17 protein-coding genes are annotated in these 15,786 nt (G+C 45.5%); 7 read left to right on the top strand and 10 right to left on the bottom strand.

Annotated elements, in window-relative coordinates:
- Positions 1-70 precede the first annotated feature (70 nt).
- On the bottom strand, positions 71-349 hold the full coding sequence (locus HGT73_RS02705; RefSeq protein WP_214212139.1) for a YcgL domain-containing protein: 279 nt from the start codon (positions 347-349) through the stop codon (positions 71-73).
- Between the two features lie 155 nt (positions 350-504).
- Between HGT73_RS02705 and minC the strand changes: the two genes are divergently transcribed.
- From minC to minE, 3 genes are read left to right on the top strand one after another with little or no spacing between them, the layout of a single operon-like run.
- The gene (gene minC, locus HGT73_RS02700) at positions 505-1,215 is read left to right on the top strand and encodes a septum site-determining protein MinC (protein ID WP_214212138.1); all 711 of its coding nucleotides are present in this window, start codon (positions 505-507) and stop codon (positions 1,213-1,215) included.
- A gap of 33 nt (positions 1,216-1,248) precedes the next feature.
- Positions 1,249-2,061, top strand: coding sequence for a septum site-determining protein MinD (minD, locus tag HGT73_RS02695; RefSeq protein WP_214212137.1), 813 nt, complete (start codon positions 1,249-1,251; stop codon positions 2,059-2,061).
- A 3-nt stretch (positions 2,062-2,064) separates the two neighbouring features.
- The gene (minE, locus tag HGT73_RS02690) at positions 2,065-2,340 is read left to right on the top strand and encodes a cell division topological specificity factor MinE (protein WP_214212136.1); all 276 of its coding nucleotides are present in this window, start codon (positions 2,065-2,067) and stop codon (positions 2,338-2,340) included.
- 38 nt (positions 2,341-2,378) lie between these two features.
- Here the strand turns inward: minE and rnd are convergent, their stop codons facing one another.
- The 5 genes from rnd to HGT73_RS02665 all read right to left on the bottom strand — a co-directional run bounded on the left by rnd (position 2,379) and on the right by HGT73_RS02665 (position 8,685).
- Positions 2,379-3,500, bottom strand: a complete 1,122-nt coding sequence (gene rnd / locus HGT73_RS02685; protein WP_241607667.1) for a ribonuclease D — start codon at positions 3,498-3,500, stop codon at positions 2,379-2,381.
- A gap of 31 nt (positions 3,501-3,531) precedes the next feature.
- Positions 3,532-5,232 carry an AMP-binding protein gene (locus HGT73_RS02680; RefSeq protein WP_214212134.1) on the bottom strand — a complete coding sequence of 567 codons (1,701 nt, stop codon included), beginning with the start codon at positions 5,230-5,232 and terminating at the stop codon, positions 3,532-3,534.
- A gap of 111 nt (positions 5,233-5,343) precedes the next feature.
- Positions 5,344-5,928 carry a Slp family lipoprotein gene (locus HGT73_RS02675; RefSeq protein WP_214212133.1) on the bottom strand — a complete coding sequence of 195 codons (585 nt, stop codon included), beginning with the start codon at positions 5,926-5,928 and terminating at the stop codon, positions 5,344-5,346.
- Positions 5,929-5,992: 64 nt separating this feature from the next.
- On the bottom strand, positions 5,993-6,706 hold the full coding sequence (gene tsaB, locus HGT73_RS02670) for a tRNA (adenosine(37)-N6)-threonylcarbamoyltransferase complex dimerization subunit type 1 TsaB (protein WP_214212132.1): 714 nt from the start codon (positions 6,704-6,706) through the stop codon (positions 5,993-5,995).
- Between the two features lie 77 nt (positions 6,707-6,783).
- On the bottom strand, positions 6,784-8,685 hold the full coding sequence (locus HGT73_RS02665; protein ID WP_214212131.1) for an ATP-dependent DNA helicase: 1,902 nt from the start codon (positions 8,683-8,685) through the stop codon (positions 6,784-6,786).
- 97 nt (positions 8,686-8,782) lie between these two features.
- On the opposite strand from HGT73_RS02665, the gene HGT73_RS02660 reads away from it, so the two are divergent.
- Complete coding sequence (locus HGT73_RS02660) at positions 8,783-9,127, top strand: RidA family protein (protein WP_214212130.1); 345 nt, start codon at positions 8,783-8,785, stop codon at positions 9,125-9,127.
- Positions 9,128-9,134: 7 nt separating this feature from the next.
- Here the strand turns inward: HGT73_RS02660 and HGT73_RS02655 are convergent, their stop codons facing one another.
- The gene (locus HGT73_RS02655) at positions 9,135-9,314 is read right to left on the bottom strand and encodes a YoaH family protein (protein WP_214212129.1); all 180 of its coding nucleotides are present in this window, start codon (positions 9,312-9,314) and stop codon (positions 9,135-9,137) included.
- A 26-nt stretch (positions 9,315-9,340) separates the two neighbouring features.
- Between HGT73_RS02655 and pabB the strand changes: the two genes are divergently transcribed.
- The 3 genes from pabB to HGT73_RS02640 all read left to right on the top strand — a co-directional run bounded on the left by pabB (position 9,341) and on the right by HGT73_RS02640 (position 12,779).
- A complete protein-coding gene (gene pabB / locus HGT73_RS02650; RefSeq protein WP_214212128.1) occupies positions 9,341-10,705 on the top strand; it encodes an aminodeoxychorismate synthase component 1 in 1,365 nt (454 codons plus the stop codon).
- Positions 10,698-11,273, top strand: coding sequence for a CoA pyrophosphatase (locus tag HGT73_RS02645; RefSeq protein WP_214212127.1), 576 nt, complete (start codon positions 10,698-10,700; stop codon positions 11,271-11,273). The genes pabB and HGT73_RS02645 overlap by 8 nt, the downstream gene beginning before the upstream one ends.
- Before the next feature lie 141 nt (positions 11,274-11,414).
- Entirely contained in the window at positions 11,415-12,779 is a 1,365-nt protein-coding gene (locus HGT73_RS02640) for an L-serine ammonia-lyase (RefSeq protein WP_214212126.1), read from the top strand.
- A 41-nt stretch (positions 12,780-12,820) separates the two neighbouring features.
- Here HGT73_RS02640 and HGT73_RS02635 read toward each other — a convergent pair whose 3' ends face one another.
- From HGT73_RS02635 to cspE, 3 genes are all read right to left on the bottom strand, one after another.
- On the bottom strand, positions 12,821-14,389 hold the full coding sequence (locus HGT73_RS02635; protein ID WP_214212125.1) for a TerC family protein: 1,569 nt from the start codon (positions 14,387-14,389) through the stop codon (positions 12,821-12,823).
- 232 nt (positions 14,390-14,621) lie between these two features.
- Positions 14,622-15,422: a 23S rRNA (guanine(745)-N(1))-methyltransferase gene (gene rlmA / locus HGT73_RS02630; RefSeq protein ID WP_214212124.1), complete on the bottom strand. Its 801-nt coding sequence runs from the start codon at positions 15,420-15,422 to the stop codon at positions 14,622-14,624.
- Between the two features lie 110 nt (positions 15,423-15,532).
- Complete coding sequence (gene cspE, locus HGT73_RS02625) at positions 15,533-15,742, bottom strand: transcription antiterminator/RNA stability regulator CspE (RefSeq protein WP_001062678.1); 210 nt, start codon at positions 15,740-15,742, stop codon at positions 15,533-15,535.
- Between the last annotated feature and the right edge of the window lie 44 nt (positions 15,743-15,786).

The raw sequence follows: 15,786 nt of genomic DNA, 5'->3' as shown, positions 1-15,786 counted from the left end.
TTACTTGTTCATTTTACTGTTATCGTATTCAACGAAAAAATTATAGTGATATTACACTTACAGATGAATCTTAATTATCTTTTGCTTCCGTGGCTAAGTGCTGAGTAAGTAGGTTTTCAACCGGAGGGGGGATCTGTAGATAATACCCCTGCTCTTTAAGCTGCTGCTTAACCTTAGTAATATCTGCAGAAGCTAAGTGCGCCCTGCCTTCTAATGAGATAACCATCGCCAACTGCGGTTTTCCAAAGCCTTTCATTAACGCTTCCGGAACACAGCTAAAATCATCTTTTTTGCTGAGATACAGATAGGTCTGGTCACGTAATGGACTTCGATATATTGCACAAATCATAAAATTCTCCGAATAATGTAACTCGGTGGCTTGCCTGATGAATAGCGTAATTATAACATGCTTAGGGTTAACAAAATATTAGCGATATCGAGGACTTTACTCTTTCTTAAAGTCAGGTAAGGTGTATAAAAAATCACAGGACTGAATAATTATAGATGTCACAGACGCCCATTGAACTTAAAGGCAGCAACTTCACACTTTCTGTTGTCCACATTAATCATTCACAGCCTGATGTGGTGTTAAAAGCGATTCAGGAAAAAATAGCCCAAGCGCCTGCATTCCTAGCCAATGCCCCTGTGGTCGTTAACGTTTCATCGTTAAACAATGCTGTTGATTGGAAAAAGATGCATCATGCGGTTTCACAATCAGGGTTAAAAATCGTTGGGATCAGCGGATGTAAAGATGAACAGCTTAAAGCTCAAATCACCTCGTTGGGCATTCCTCTCTTAAATGAGGGAAAAACCTCTGCGCCCAAAGCGGCAGAGGTTCCCGCCCCCGTGCCTGAGGCCGCGACGCTTCAAGAAGAAGAAAAAATCTTTCGTACACGTATTATTGATACGCCTATTCGTTCTGGGCAGCAAATTTATGCCCGTAATGCCGATTTGATCGTCACCAGTAGTGTTAGTGCAGGTGCTGAACTGGTTGCGGATGGAAATATCCACATTTACGGCAATATGCGTGGACGTGCTCTGGCCGGGGCAAGTGGTGATCAACAAGCCCAGATTTTCTGTACTCATCTTGCTGCCGAATTAGTGTCGATTGCCGGTGAATATTGGATTATGGACCAAATTCCTAGTGAGTATTTTAGCAAAGCAGCGCGGTTAGCCTTACGTGAAGGCTCTCTGGCTATTGAATCATTAAATTAGACCCCTTTTCTTAAGTTAAGGAAATAAAGAAATATGGCACGCATAATTGTAGTTACATCGGGTAAAGGGGGCGTTGGTAAAACCACGTCAAGCGCAGCCATCGCAACGGGACTCGCCCGCAAAGGAAAAAAAACAGTCGTTATCGATTTTGATATTGGTCTGCGTAATCTCGATCTCATCATGGGTTGTGAGCGCCGTGTTGTGTATGACTTCGTCAACGTGATTCAGGGAGATGCAACCCTAAATCAAGCACTTATCAAAGATAAGCGCACTGAAACCTTATACATCCTCCCGGCTTCACAAACGCGTGATAAAGATGCCTTGAATTACGAAGGTGTAGAAAAAGTTCTGAATGAATTAAAGAAAATGAACTTTGATTTCATTGTTTGCGACTCCCCAGCAGGTATTGAAACGGGTGCGTTAATGGCCCTCTACTTCGCTGATGAAGCGATCATTACCACTAACCCGGAAGTTTCATCAGTCCGCGACTCAGACCGGATTTTGGGAATTATTGCGTCAAAATCCCGCCGTGCTGAAAAAGGGGAAACACCGGTTAAAGAACATCTTCTTCTCACTCGCTATAACGCAGGTCGTGTTAATCGTGGCGATATGTTAAGCATGGAAGATGTTTTAGAAATATTACATATTCCTTTAATTGGTGTTATTCCTGAAGATCAATCCGTATTACGGGCCTCTAACCAAGGTGAACCGGTGATCTTAGATGAAGCATCAGATGCAGGTCGTGCATACAGTGATACGGTTGAACGCTTGCTCGGCGAAGAACGTCCCTTCCGCTTTATCGAAGAAGAGAAGAAGGGTTTCCTAAAACGCCTATTTGGGGGATAGACTATGGCGCTGTTAGATTTCTTTTTATCCCGAAAAAAAAATACCGCGAATATCGCGAAAGAACGATTACAAATTATTGTTGCTGAACGTCGTCGTGGAGACAGTGAACCCCATTACCTTCCTCAACTAAAGCGCGATATTCTAGAAGTCATTTGTAAGTACGTTAAAATTGATCCTGATATGGTAACGGTTCAGCTCGATCAGAAAGGAGAAGACATTTCCATTCTTGAATTGAACGTGACGTTACCAGAAGCTGAAGCAGAAGAAGTGGCTAAGTAATCAATAAGGAAGAGCGGTAGTTATACCGCCCTTCTTGATTAATAGTTTGCTAAAATTTGATTGAGCTTGGGGCCCAGTAATTCGCCTCTCCAGCCATAAAGAAGCTCTGGCTGATTTTCACTGGGCTTCAATTGCCAATGCGCGCTAATCAATTGATTAATTTGACGCCGTGAAGCAAGTATCTCTTGGCTATAGCCACTGCTGACACTTACCTGTTTCACAGCTTCTTTTAGTTCAGCAAATAAAGAGCGATAATTCGGCAATTCAATCAAGTTTTTCAAGGGCTTCGGGAGCTGATCCTCAGGAATAGCTTGTCCCTCTTTCACAAGCGCAACTAATTTTTCACCGTGAAAACGAATTTCTGGCCCTGTGGCGCCTAATTCGCGCAATTCTGCCAATGAAGTCGGACAAAAGCGTGCTGTTTTCCAAAGCATTTCTTCTTTAACAACAAAATTGACCGCCATATTATGCTGGCGCGCGTACTCTAATCGCCACTCAGCCAAGCAGCGTAATACTGCTAATTGACGAGGTTTCAGCTGCCACGCTTGCGAAATTTCTTGGTATGCGAATGCAGGGTCTATCGTTTGCTGACGCCGACGAATTTGTAAACTGCATTCACTTTCTATAAACGCAAACTGTCCCTGTTCCAAGGCTTGTTGATGTAACTGTTTTGCTATAGGTAATAAATAGTGCACATCCGCAGCGGCATATTGGCACTGCTTCTCGGTCAGAGGGCGAGCTAACCAATCCGTACGAGACTCACTCTTATCAAGTTGAATACCCGTATATTCCGCCACCATAGCTGCAAATCCCCAAGAGGGTGGATGCCCTAAAAAAGCGGCCATAGTCTGTGTATCGACCATCGGCTGAGGTACAATCCCGAAACGATTGAGAAAAACCTCTAAATCCTCCCCTCCGGCATGAAGATACTTAATAATTTTTTTATTACTCAGCACGTCAATAAAGGGTTGCCAATCGGTAATTGGTAACGGGTCGATTAAACTTACTTGTTTGCCATCGTTCAGTTGAATCAAGCCAAGCAAAGGAAAATAGGTACGTGTCCGGACAAACTCTGTATCCAGAGCAATAGCGTCTACGTCCTGTACATCCTGACAACAATCGGCTAATTGCTGATCAGTATTAATAAAACGATAACTCAACATAGTCTCTCTCAATCTCAATGTACTACAGTTACCGCGTTGGTTCAGTCGTTGTCGCGGTAGTAAGTGTATGGCGTAAAATTTTACCTAAGGGGTTTTTAGGTAAACTATCACGAAATTCAATCAGTTTTGGGACTTTATAGCCCGTTAATTGTTCGCGGCAGTAAAGGATGATCTGCTCTGCCGTTACCCCCCTATCATTGCGAACCACAAAGATTTTTACGGCTTCACCACTTACCTCATCAGGTACGCCAATCGCCGCAGATTCATCGATAAGAGGATGAGCATTCAATACAGATTCTATTTCGCTGGGATAAACATTAAATCCAGAAACGAGAATAATATTTTTCTTCCGATCAACAAGTTTTACCACCCCTTGTTCGGTGATAAGCGCAATATCGCCGGTATGAAGCCACCCATTCGCATCCATCACAGCTGCCGTTTCACTAGGTTGCTGCCAATACCCTTTCATCACTTGTGGGCCACGCACGCAAAGCTCACCCGGCTGACCGAGAGGAACCGGTTCTGACTGTTCAGAAAGCAACATAATTTCTGTCGAGGCGATAGGTACACCGATCGTTCCGGTAAATGTGTTGGTAGAGAGTGCATTCACGGTTACCAATGGCGAACATTCTGTTAAACCATAACCTTCAATAATGCTAGAACCCGTTAATGTTTGCCACTTTTGTGCGATATCCGGTTGCATCGGCATTCCCCCCGCGACACTGATTTTTAATGATGAAAAGTCAAGCTGACGAAACATTGCATGATTAAAAAGCCGTGTATAAAGTGTGTTGACACCTGAGATCACCGTAAATTTATATTTCTTTAATGACTTCACCCAATTATCAATATCGATAGGATTGGTAATTAATAAATTACTCCCCCCCAACTCCACAAATAACAAACAGTTAATCATCAACGCAAAAATATGATAAAGCGGCAGTACACTTAGTATTCGTTCTTCACCCAAACTAAGCCTATCACCATACACCTTCTTGATCTGCTCTATATTTGCTAGCAAATTACCGTGCGTCAGCATTGCGCCTTTGGCAACCCCGGTAGTGCCTCCTGTATATTGGAGTAATGCAATATCATCAAGGGTAAGACTCGGTCGTTGATAGGGCAAAGACTTTCCCTTAGCAAGACAATGACGATACTGTTGATGGGGAAGTTGCCATCTAGGAACCTTCTTTTTGACATGATTCAGCGTAAAATTGATCAACGTCCGACGCAGTATCGGATGCTCATCCCCCAATTCCGTCACTATCACATGCTTTACGGGACTTTCTTCAATGACCGCCTCAAGGGTATGAGCAAAATTACTCATAATGACTACGGTATTCGCCCCACTATCATTAAGTTGATGACGAAGCTCACGAGCAGTATAAAGCGGATTAATATTGACAGCGATGGCCCCACAGCGAATAAGAGCAAAAAATACAATAGGATACTGTAAACAGTTGGGTAACATCACGCCCACACGCTGTCCAACTGCCACGCCAAGCGTATGCTGGAAGTATGCAGCGAGATCTCGACTCCGTTCATCAAGCTGACGATAGCTGAGTGATGCCCCTAAATTACTAAATGCTATATGGTTGGCATATCGGCCTACCGACTGTTCAAACATCGCTAATAACGACGAATAATGCTGAGTGATACGCTCCTGAGCAACAAGTTTTGAGAATAATTGCGAAGGTTGGCGTGTTAAGCCCTGATGTGTATCGGTCATAATACTTCCCTTGTTAAAATCGGTAGCCACACTTGAGCATTGTGTGACCTTCTCGATTGTCCATAAAAAAAACCGGTCGACGACGGCGGCGACCGGCTACTGCATTGACTTTTATTCGGATAAAAAGGTCTGCACTGGCATTGGTCCTGGCATCGAATATCCCCACCAAGGATCAATAAAACCGCGACGCCCATAGCGTGGGCCATAGCCTACCCAAGGATCAATGGGCATCGGCGGCGACATGACCTGCTGAGTCAGATGCCAACGCTGATATCCCGTTACATTGATCACCAGAAAAGAGTAACGTTGTTGGTCTATTTTCCCCGGCTCAACACGCTGTATAAACCCCAACACCGTCACATACTGATTGGTAAGTTCGGCCGGATCGACAAAACTTGGAATGTCAGCATATAAACGGCCTAACGATGAAGACCCTAAGATAGGGCGAGCATCTTCATCTAAGGGTTGAACCAATAACTCGACGCGGGTTAAATTATCGCGATTCGTCACATGGATAACCTTTCCACCGAAACGAGATTCCTGTCCAATGTATAATGCAGGGGCGCTCATAACCCGAACAAAATCTTGCTGCGGTACAGGGGAATTTCCTTGGATCGATTTCGGAATTGAGACACAGCCCGTCAAAAAAACTAACGGTAAAATACAAGCCATTACAGCACGGCGATAAAATTTCATAACGCACTCCCCTATCAGACTGTGACTGTAGACAAATTGATTAATGAAAAGTTTCCGGTGAATATCAGCGCCCGGGTAGCTTTTTCCAAGTCACTTCATTACGTAGATAGACAGGTTCGATTTCAGCCGGATTGGTCACGCTATTGGCTAACCAGAGGCGATATGCTAAGGGTAGCATATCCTCAGCATGGGGTAATAAACTGTCACTTGGCTGTAAGTGTAGCGTATGTCCCTGAAGTAACTGCGGGTAGGCTTGCCAGCCCGTGCCTGCAGTCAGCCATTTACCCGAGAGTCCAGCCATTTGCTCGATCGCCGCTTGCGGAGATAGCACCTGTTCAGTCTCTTTACCCTGCCAAACGCCTTTCGCGTCACGTTCGTAGACTGCCCAATAAACCTCGTCCATGCGTGCATCGATCGCCACCAGCACACGCTCGGCACGATGTAAACGCCAGGCGCCTTGCGCCAAGGTTTCAAGACTAGACACCCCAATTAATGGAATTTTTGCCCCATAGGCGAGACCTTGAGCAATCCCAATTCCAATTCTAACCCCCGTAAAACTGCCAGGGCCCAAACAGCAGACTAAAGCGTCAAGCTGCTGCAGCTTTAGCTTATGGGTCAACAATGATTGTTCAATCATTGGCAGAATACGTTGCGTATGTTCACGAGGTGTTAGGGCAAATTCAGCAGAGATTTTATTATTGTCTAATAATGCGACCGAACAGGCTTCAGTGGCAGTATCCAATGCCAAAAGCCGTGTCGTTAGAGAGTAATCAGTCATTAAATTGTTCTTCATTGTTGTCGAGCGCTTTTCTTGATGGCAAGTTTACACAGAGTTCAGTGAGAGTGAAAGTGGGCTCATTGTCGGTCAATGAAGTCAAGAACAACATCCAGATCACGAGTACGTGGGCAATTGGGAAGGCTTTTGATAAAAATTTCTCCATAAGCCCGAGTCACTAATCGACTGTCACAGATGATCACTACTCCCCTATCTTGTTCATCACGAATCAATCGCCCCACTCCCTGTTTCAAGGCAATTACCGCGTCCGGTAGTTGCACATGGTAAAAAGGATCATTGCCTTTAAGTTGTGCATCTTCCATCCGCGCTTTGAGTAATGGGTCTTCTGGGGAAGCGAAAGGGAGTTTATCAATAATGACCATTGATAACGCATCACCACGCACATCGACACCTTCCCAAAAGCTATTGGTCGCAATAAGCAGTGCATTCCCGGCTGAAAGAAATTGCGCTAATAATTGGCCTTTACTGGTTTCACCTTGTAGTAACACCGGCCGCTGCAACTGTTCACGAAATAAACCAGCTAGCTCACGCATCATCTGATAGGACGTGCACAGGAAAAAGCAACGGCCATCATTCGCTTCAATTAATGGGGTTAATCGAGAGACTAACTGCTCTGCATTCCTGGCTTGTCGGGTTTCCGCTAAATAACGCGGAACACAAAGTAACGTCTGTCGTGCGTAATCAAATGGGCTTTCTAGCATGAGTTGTTCTGCGTCCGAGACGCCTAATCGTTGAGCGAAATAGTCCATTTCACCCTTCACGGCGAGTGTCGCAGAAGTAAATATCCAGCTGGTTTTTCGCGCTTTCATGATTTCTTGAAAACGTTCAGCAACACTTAATGGTGTCAACGCGAGGGTAAAGTGATACCGACTGCATTCATACCAGTAGCTGTAGCCCGGTTCCTGAGTGTTATTTAACCGCTTTAAACGATTACGATACTGGCCTGCCCGATCAAAAGCCGCATCCAATAATGCACTTCGACCAAGATTGAGTTTAATCACGTCGTAACACAGTTCCAGTGCATCATCGAGTAAATAGTGCATACGTAATTGGCGTTGATCTGCCAGTAAAGTACGTAGATTCCCGCGAAACCCTGGCTCACCCAACATTAACCGAAAATCCTGCGTGGCTTGGGCTAATCTATCCGCCGCTTTTTGTAGCTGAGTGACATCACGAACTTCTGTTCGATAAGCAATAATGATATCTCTGGCTAAATCCTGTAACTGCCGACTGGTTAATTGTTGGCCAAAATATTGACTCGCAATATCGGGAAGTTGATGGGCTTCATCAAATACCATTATCTCAGCTTCGGGGATAAGCTCACCAAATCCCCCTTCTTTCACAACTAAATCGGCTAAGAAAAGGTGGTGATTAACGACAATGATATCCGCCTCGAGCGCACGTTTACGTGCTTTGACCACATAACAGTGCTCGTATTGTGGGCAATCACTCCCCAGACAATTATCATTTGTGCTGGTGACTAATGGCCATAAGGGACTATCCTCAGGTACCGCGGCACATTGGCTAGTATCGCCTTCCTCGGTCACGCTTGCCCAAGCGCGTACATTCACCAGTTCAGAAAGTTGTTGTACCGGAAGATCACCGCCAGCACTATTTTGGGCATCGAGGCGCTCCAGACATAAATAATTACTGCGGCCTTTTAAGATAGCCGTTTTACCGCAAAATTGCAGAGCATTGACGATTGTGGGTAAATCTCGGTGATATAACTGGTCTTGAAGTGCCCGAGAACCCGTTGAAATGATTGCTTTTTTCCCAGAACGAAGAGCAGGCACCAGATAAGCAAAGGTTTTACCTGTTCCCGTCCCTGCCTCAACTAATAGCGTTGATGCGGTTTTGACAGCTTGAGTGATAGCTTGCGCCATGATTTGTTGCGCCTGACGCGCGCGAAACCCCGGTATAGCATTAACCAGTGTTCCTTCTTGTGAAAAATCGTCGTTCAAACTTTCACCTTCACTGGATATCCCCCTTGAGGGGTGCGGATTAGTGATGACATTTTTTCTCGCTTATGTCAGTCTGAAGAAAAATATGGAGTAACAGATGACTATTCAACGCCTTGACCCTGAACACCGCATGTCCGAAGCCGTTATTTATAATCAAACGGTCTACTACACCAGTGTGCCTGAAAATCTTGAAGCGGATGCCTTTGCCCAGACAGAGAATGCCCTAGCCGTCATCGACCGCATACTGACGCGTGTCGGTAGTGATAAATCAAAAATTCTAGACGCCACAATTTTCATTACCGACCACGCTGATTTCGCCGCCATGAATCAAGCTTGGGACGCTTGGGTCTCCCCTGATAACGCCCCTGTACGTTGTACGGTTCTGGCTGGATTAATGGATCCACGTTATAAGGTCGAAATAAAAATTATTGCGGCTTTATAAAGGACGACTATTCATCGTCTTCATCAAAGCGGGCGAGCTGCGGCTCCCCTTGATAGGTTTCACGGATTTCCTGAGCAACTTGAGCGATTGCTTGGCCACTAGATAGTCCTTCAGACATCAATTGCTGGATACGCTCGACCGCCTGTTGCTGTTGCTGATGTGATAATGCGGGTAATCCGTTGAACATTAAGAACCTCTTGAGTAATGACGCTTATGTCACCTGAAAGTATTTCCCTATCTTATCATCAAGCTGCCATTGAAACATGGTTTTCACGCATTGCCCATTTACCTTGGGCAATGTTGCTCAGCTCCTCACAGGCATCACATCCAGATGCTCGTTACGATATCTTGACCGCTGATCCTTTATCTACCCTAGTCACCTATGGGCGCGAAACGTTTCTGCAAACCGGTGATCATATCACTTGTTCCAACGATGACCCTATGACGCTGATTGAACGCGCACTCAGCCTTTTACCGAGGGTGACGACTCCCTCATCGCCCTTCAGTGGCGGGGCGGTTGGCCTCTGGGGCTACGATCTGGGCCGTCGATTTGAAACATTACCTGAACAAGCCGTATCGGATCTCGATTGCCCAGATATGGCCGTAGGTATTTATGATTGGGCGCTGATTGCTGATCACCATCTCAAAACACTGACATTAATTAGCTTATCGGATGCAAATACGCGTCTTGACTGGTTGCACTCACAGAAACGACGTGAAACCGTTAATTTTTCTTTGACCTCAGCTTGGCAGAGTAACCTGGATGCGCAAGCGTATCGACAGAAGTTTGAACAGGTGCAAGCGTATATTCTCGCGGGGGACTGTTACCAGATTAACCTTGCGCAACGCTTTAAAGCGAGTTATCAAGGGTGTGAATGGCAGGCTTATCAGCAATTAAGTCAGTCAAATAGAGCCCCGTTCAGTGCCTTTCTACGGTTGCCTAACAGTACGATTTTAAGTTTCTCACCCGAACGTTTTATTAAAGTTGAAGAAAAGGTGATCGAAACTAAACCCATTAAAGGCACAGTACCGCGTGATCCTGATCCAAAGCGCGATCAACTACAACGCGAATGGTTAGCTAACTCGATTAAAAATCGTGCTGAAAATTTGATGATTGTTGATCTGTTACGTAACGATATTGGCAGAATCGCTTCACCGGGTTCAGTTAACGTTCCCGCGCTCTTTGCTATCGAAACCTTTCCTGCTGTCCATCACTTGGTCAGCACGGTCAGAGGTATCCTGCCAGATTCCGTTGCAGTTACTCAGTTATTGCGTGCCTGTTTTCCGGGTGGTTCCATTACGGGGGCACCTAAAATACGTGCAATGGAAATTATCGATGAACTTGAGCCTCATCGACGTAATGCGTGGTGTGGCAGTATTGGATTTATCAGTCGCTGCGGGAATATGGATACCAGTATTACAATACGAACGCTTATTGCGGAAAAACAGACCCTCTATTGCTCTGCTGGGGGAGGCATTGTTGCAGACAGTCAATGGGAAGAGGAGTATCAGGAAACTTTTCACAAAGTCAGTAAAATACTGCCCATTCTTTCCAAGCTAGGTCAGGCAGATGAATAGTCTATTAGCACAATTTATCACTCGTTATAGACTAAACGTGATGGAAAATCCTGACCACAATGCTTTACCGCACTCCGCAGCGGTGCTCTTGCTTATTATTCAGCATCCACAGACTCCGACCATGCTCTTCACCCAGCGAAGCTATCACTTGCGTCATCATGCTGGACAGGTCGCGTTTCCAGGAGGGAAGCGCGATCCTAGCAACGCATCACTGCTTAACACGGCTCTGCGCGAAACCTATGAAGAGATCGGTATTCCCGCCGATAAAATCACCCTGATTGGGCCACTTCCTACCATAAATAGCCGTGCTGGACAGAGAGTTAAGCCATTTATTGGCTACGTCGCGCCAAATATTACCCTCACGGCGAATACTGATGAAGTGGCTAAAATTTTCCAGCTCCCTCTTGCAATGCTATTAAAACCACATTCTTATGTAGCCCTTCCCATCACTCGGCACCACACAACGCAGATCTGTCATTTCTTGCGCCACTCCGAGCCGATGGTTTGGGGAATGACAGCCACTATTCTTTATAGACTGTCTCAACACGTCGCGATGTTTCCCGAATAAACCAGAACAGACCTAAAAGGCAGAACAAACAACGCTTAGGGATAAGGAGTTACACTTATTTATCTGCTGTGGTGATATAATCCTCGATAATTAACCCTCGCAGGAGGGAATAGAACGTTTGTCGACAAAAGGTAACATCACGTGATTAGTGTTTTTGATATGTTTAAAATTGGTATTGGCCCTTCTAGCTCGCATACAGTAGGTCCAATGAAAGCAGGAAAACGTTTTGTCGACACGCTAATTACCCAACAGAATTTAGCGCAGGTAACACGCGTGACCGTCGATATTTACGGCTCACTGTCATTGACAGGGCGTGGCCACCATACTGATACAGCTATCATTATGGGACTCGCCGGTGAATCTCCCGATACGGTGAATATTGATATGATTCCGATTTTTATCAATGACCTGCGTAGCCGCCAACGCTTGCTTCTTGCACTGGGCCAACACGAAATTGATTTTAGCGAACAAAACGATCTAATCTTTCACACCACCGCGCTCTCGTTGCACGAAAACGGCCTAACCTTCACTGCTTGGCATAACAATACACGGCTTTTTTCCGAAACCTTTTATTCCATTGGGGGAGGATTTATCGTTGAAGCGTCGCAATTCGGTCAGTCTGTACTGGATACAGTAAACGTTCCATACCCGTTTCATTCTGCTCTCGAAATGCTAGAAGCCTGCCATCAGACCGGACTCTCTTTGTCAGCGCTCGTACTCAAAAATGAATTAGCTGTGCATACTGAGTCTGAAATCAATGATTACTTTTCTGCAATATGGGCAGCAATGCAGGCATGTATCGACCGTGGATTAAATACTGAAGGGGTACTCCCCGGTCCGTTAAGAGTCCCACGAAGGGCTGCGCCACTGCGTCGTTTATTGGTGGCGAATCATCGTCATAATAATGATCCAATGAATGTTATCGATTGGGTTAATATGTTTGCCTTGGCTGTCAATGAAGAAAATGCGGCAGGAGGACGAGTAGTGACAGCACCGACCAATGGCGCCTGTGGTATCGTCCCCGCAGTACTTGCTTATTATGATCAATTTATTGAACCGGTGACGGCAGATATTGCACGTCGCTATTTCTTAGCTTCCGGCGCTATTGGTATTTTATATAAGATGAATGCTTCAATTTCCGGAGCTGAGGTCGGTTGTCAAGGCGAGGTTGGCGTTGCTTGTTCGATGGCGGCAGCCGGGCTTGCCGAATTGTTAGGCGCCAGTCCTGAGCAAGTCTGTGTTGCGGCAGAAATTGGTATGGAACATAACTTAGGGCTAACCTGTGATCCTGTTGCCGGCCAAGTGCAGGTGCCCTGCATTGAGCGCAATGCTATTGCGGCAGTAAAAGCGATTAATTCGGCCCGAATGGCACTCCGTCGTACTAGCGAAGCACGCGTCTCTCTCGACAAAGTTATCGAAACGATGTACGAAACCGGGAAAGATATGAATGCGAAATACCGAGAGACGTCACGAGGTGGGTTGGCCATCAAAGTACAGTGTGATTAGAAAAAGAGGCCGAAATTACGGCCTCTTTACTCTACGTCAAGTTAGGGGGATTCTTCGCTCATTATTGTATCTTGGTGCTGAGTCACTCTAACCAAATCGACACGATAATCGTTGACTTGTAATACCGTGAAATCGAGAGTACCAAGGCGGATCACATCACCTTCTACCGGGAGTTGTCCTGCTTGGGCAATTAATAAACCGGCTAGTGAGGCATGAGTATGAGTGTCATCGACCAGATCATACACATTGAGATGCTGCTCCAAAGCATGAAGATCCGTTCCGCCCTTCACTAACCAGCCATCACCTTCGGCGACAATATCAGGGGTTTCATCTTCATCAGGAAATTCACCCGCAATCGCTTCAAGCACATCTAAAGGCGTGACCAATCCTTGTACCACACCAAATTCATTAGTGATCATCACAATGCTGCCTTTAGCACGGCGCAGTACTGCTAATAAATTAATGGGATCAAGGGTATCGGGTACAATCATCGCAGGTGTGCGCGCTGCAAAGGCTGCCACATCTATTTGATGATCAAGAGCGACTAATAGCTCTTTAGCACGAACAACACCGATAATTTCATCTAACTCACCACGTGCAACGGGAAAAAGGCTGTGTGGCGTATCGAGTAACTGCACCCGAATATCATCAATAGAGGCTTCTGCATCAACCCAAGATATTTGATTCCGAGGCGTCATCAAGCTACGTATCGAACGTGAGGCAAGCGTGAGTACGCCATTAATCATAAAGCGCTCTTCATCTTTGAAGGTGCGAGATGCTTGGGTGTTTTCACCGCTCTCTTCGCCGGAAGCGGGTTGTGAGGCCATCCGATAACGGCTTCCCATAAGGCGTAAAATCGCATCGGCGGTACGTTCACGCATGGGACGTCGTGCTTCTGATTTCAGGAAATTACGACGTGCGACTTGATTGAAGAATTCAATAACAATTGAGAAACCAATCGCCGCATAAAGGTACCCTTTCGGAATATGAAATCCAAAGCCTTCAGCCACTAAACTCAGGCCAATCATTAAGAGAAAGCTTAAACAGAGTACGACTACAGTAGGATGAGCATTGACAAAACGCGTTAACGGCTTCGACGCAATTAACATTAAGATCATTGCGATGACGACTGCGGTCATCATGACCCAAAGATGGCTGACCATACCGACGGCTGTGACGACCGCATCCAGAGAAAAAACGGCGTCAAGGATAACAATTTGGACGACAACAGCCCAAAATCCCGCATAGCCTTTATTTGCCTGTTCTATCTCTACGGGGCTCTCTAACCGTTCGTGCAACTCCGTGGTAGCTTTAAATAACAAAAATATGCCACCCACCAGCATAATCAGGTCTCGGGCGGAAAAAGCAAATTGTGCAACATGGAATAGAGGTTTCGTCAACGTGACTAACCACGACATCACCGATAAGAGTACCAACCGCATTACGAGCGCTAAACTCAACCCAATAATTCTCGCTTTATCGCGTTGAGCAGGCGGTAATTTATCGGAGAGGATCGCAACAAAAACTAGGTTATCAATGCCTAATACGATCTCTAAAACAATTAGAGCCAGTAAACCGGCTAATATTGACGGGTCTAATAAGAACTCCATGAGTCGCTCCCCCCGCTGGTTTTCACCATAATGGTTTTAGGTTCTACATAAGGTAAAGGATAGATGCAGAGTAATAGCTGCGATGTGGGAAATAGAAAAAGACCTCGGTGACGATCCATAGTGTGGGGTTAACCCTATACTCCTAGTTGTAATAAGAAACTTTACTTTATCAGGTGCAATAAATTCGTCAAAATTTTTGCGTACCTTTACATTTTGATGCTGTAAACGGTTATCACAGTTTACGCCATACCCGTATTCTAAAATCAGTTTCGCAATAGAAACTATCGCTATTTTCCAGCGTTTGCCAAACGGTTTGGTTGGCTCGCCAAGCAAAGGGTGTCATCTGCAACAATTGTGTCGCACTGCTTGCTGAAAGAGTCAGTGGGTAGTGGAGCGTAGTGTCTAGTAAACATTCAAAATCATTAAGTGCTTCATCTTTCTCATCATGCAGTTGTACATCATCATAAATTAATGCTTTGAACTGACAAAGATGCCGTGCCGCCGGTGTCACCGTCAAAAGAATACCTCCAGAACATAAGGTTCTGGCTAATTCTTCCGCTTTACTTGGCGCGTAAATTCTTACGATGGCAGAGAGAGAACCGGATGCAAAAGGCAGTCTATATCCCGAAGCCACACTAAAATGGATATCTGGATAGCGTTTTGCTGCCGCTTTTACCGCATACTTGGCGACATCAACACCATACACTTGTCGCTGTTGGTGGACCAACGCTGAGGTGTAATACCCTTCCCCGCATCCTAAATCAACGATAGTCGATAACGAATCCGTAGGCAGGTATTGTTCAAGAAGTTGCGACACCTTATCACGAAGCGGCTGATAATGGCCTTCATCGAGAAATTGCCGGCGCGCTTGCAACATTTGAGGGCTGTCTCCGGGATCTTTTGAGCCTTTATGTTGCACTGGAAGTAGATTGACATATCCCTCTTTAGCACGGTCGAAACGGTGACGTTGATGACACTCATAACCTTGCCGATCAGCGATTAGGGGGGATTGGCATAATGGACAAATATACAAAGGAGGCTCCAAGCGAAAACTGAGCCGAGCAGTTTAGCGGTTTCGCCGCACAAACCAAAGAAAAATCCCCGCAAAAGCGGGGATTTATAATCTATTCGGTAAACCGAGAATTAGATAGCAGTAACGTTAACTGCTGCTGGACCTTTTTGTCCATCTTGAATTTCAAACTCAACATTTTGGCCTTCAGCCAGAGTTTTGAAACCGTTACCTTGGATAGCTGAGAAGTGTACGAATACATCTTTGCTACCGTCTGCAGGAGTGATGAAACCAAAACCTTTAGATTCGTTAAACCACTTAACCTGACCTTTAATCTTTGCCATTTTACCAATTCCTTTAAAATAAAAAGTTGCCCTGAGGCAGTTAT

This window comes from Rosenbergiella australiborealis (assembly GCF_018494035.1).
Classification (GTDB): domain Bacteria; phylum Pseudomonadota; class Gammaproteobacteria; order Enterobacterales; family Enterobacteriaceae; genus Rosenbergiella; species Rosenbergiella australiborealis.
Note: the sequence above shows the minus strand (reverse complement) of the source record. Positions and strands in the feature narration are given on the sequence as shown.

Bases quoted from the DNA above. Each gene is read 5' to 3' on its own strand.
- HGT73_RS02655 (WP_214212129.1), bottom strand. From the start codon at position 9,314: ATGTTCAACGGATTACCCGCATTATCACATCAGCAACAGCAACAGGCG.
- cspE (WP_001062678.1), bottom strand. From the start codon at position 15,742: ATGGCAAAGATTAAAGGTCAGGTTAAGTGGTTTAACGAATCTAAAGGT.
- HGT73_RS02635 (WP_214212125.1), bottom strand. From the start codon at position 14,389: ATGGAGTTCTTATTAGACCCGTCAATATTAGCCGGTTTACTGGCTCTA.
- minE (WP_214212136.1), top strand. From the start codon at position 2,065: ATGGCGCTGTTAGATTTCTTTTTATCCCGAAAAAAAAATACCGCGAAT.
- HGT73_RS02675 (WP_214212133.1), bottom strand. From the start codon at position 5,928: ATGAAATTTTATCGCCGTGCTGTAATGGCTTGTATTTTACCGTTAGTT.
- tsaB (WP_214212132.1), bottom strand. From the start codon at position 6,706: ATGACTGATTACTCTCTAACGACACGGCTTTTGGCATTGGATACTGCC.
- minC (WP_214212138.1), top strand. From the start codon at position 505: ATGTCACAGACGCCCATTGAACTTAAAGGCAGCAACTTCACACTTTCT.
- HGT73_RS02705 (WP_214212139.1), bottom strand. From the start codon at position 349: ATGATTTGTGCAATATATCGAAGTCCATTACGTGACCAGACCTATCTG.
- HGT73_RS02645 (WP_214212127.1), top strand. From the start codon at position 10,698: ATGAATAGTCTATTAGCACAATTTATCACTCGTTATAGACTAAACGTG.
- pabB (WP_214212128.1), top strand. From the start codon at position 9,341: ATGTCACCTGAAAGTATTTCCCTATCTTATCATCAAGCTGCCATTGAA.
- minD (WP_214212137.1), top strand. From the start codon at position 1,249: ATGGCACGCATAATTGTAGTTACATCGGGTAAAGGGGGCGTTGGTAAA.
- HGT73_RS02680 (WP_214212134.1), bottom strand. From the start codon at position 5,232: ATGACCGATACACATCAGGGCTTAACACGCCAACCTTCGCAATTATTC.
- HGT73_RS02660 (WP_214212130.1), top strand. From the start codon at position 8,783: ATGACTATTCAACGCCTTGACCCTGAACACCGCATGTCCGAAGCCGTT.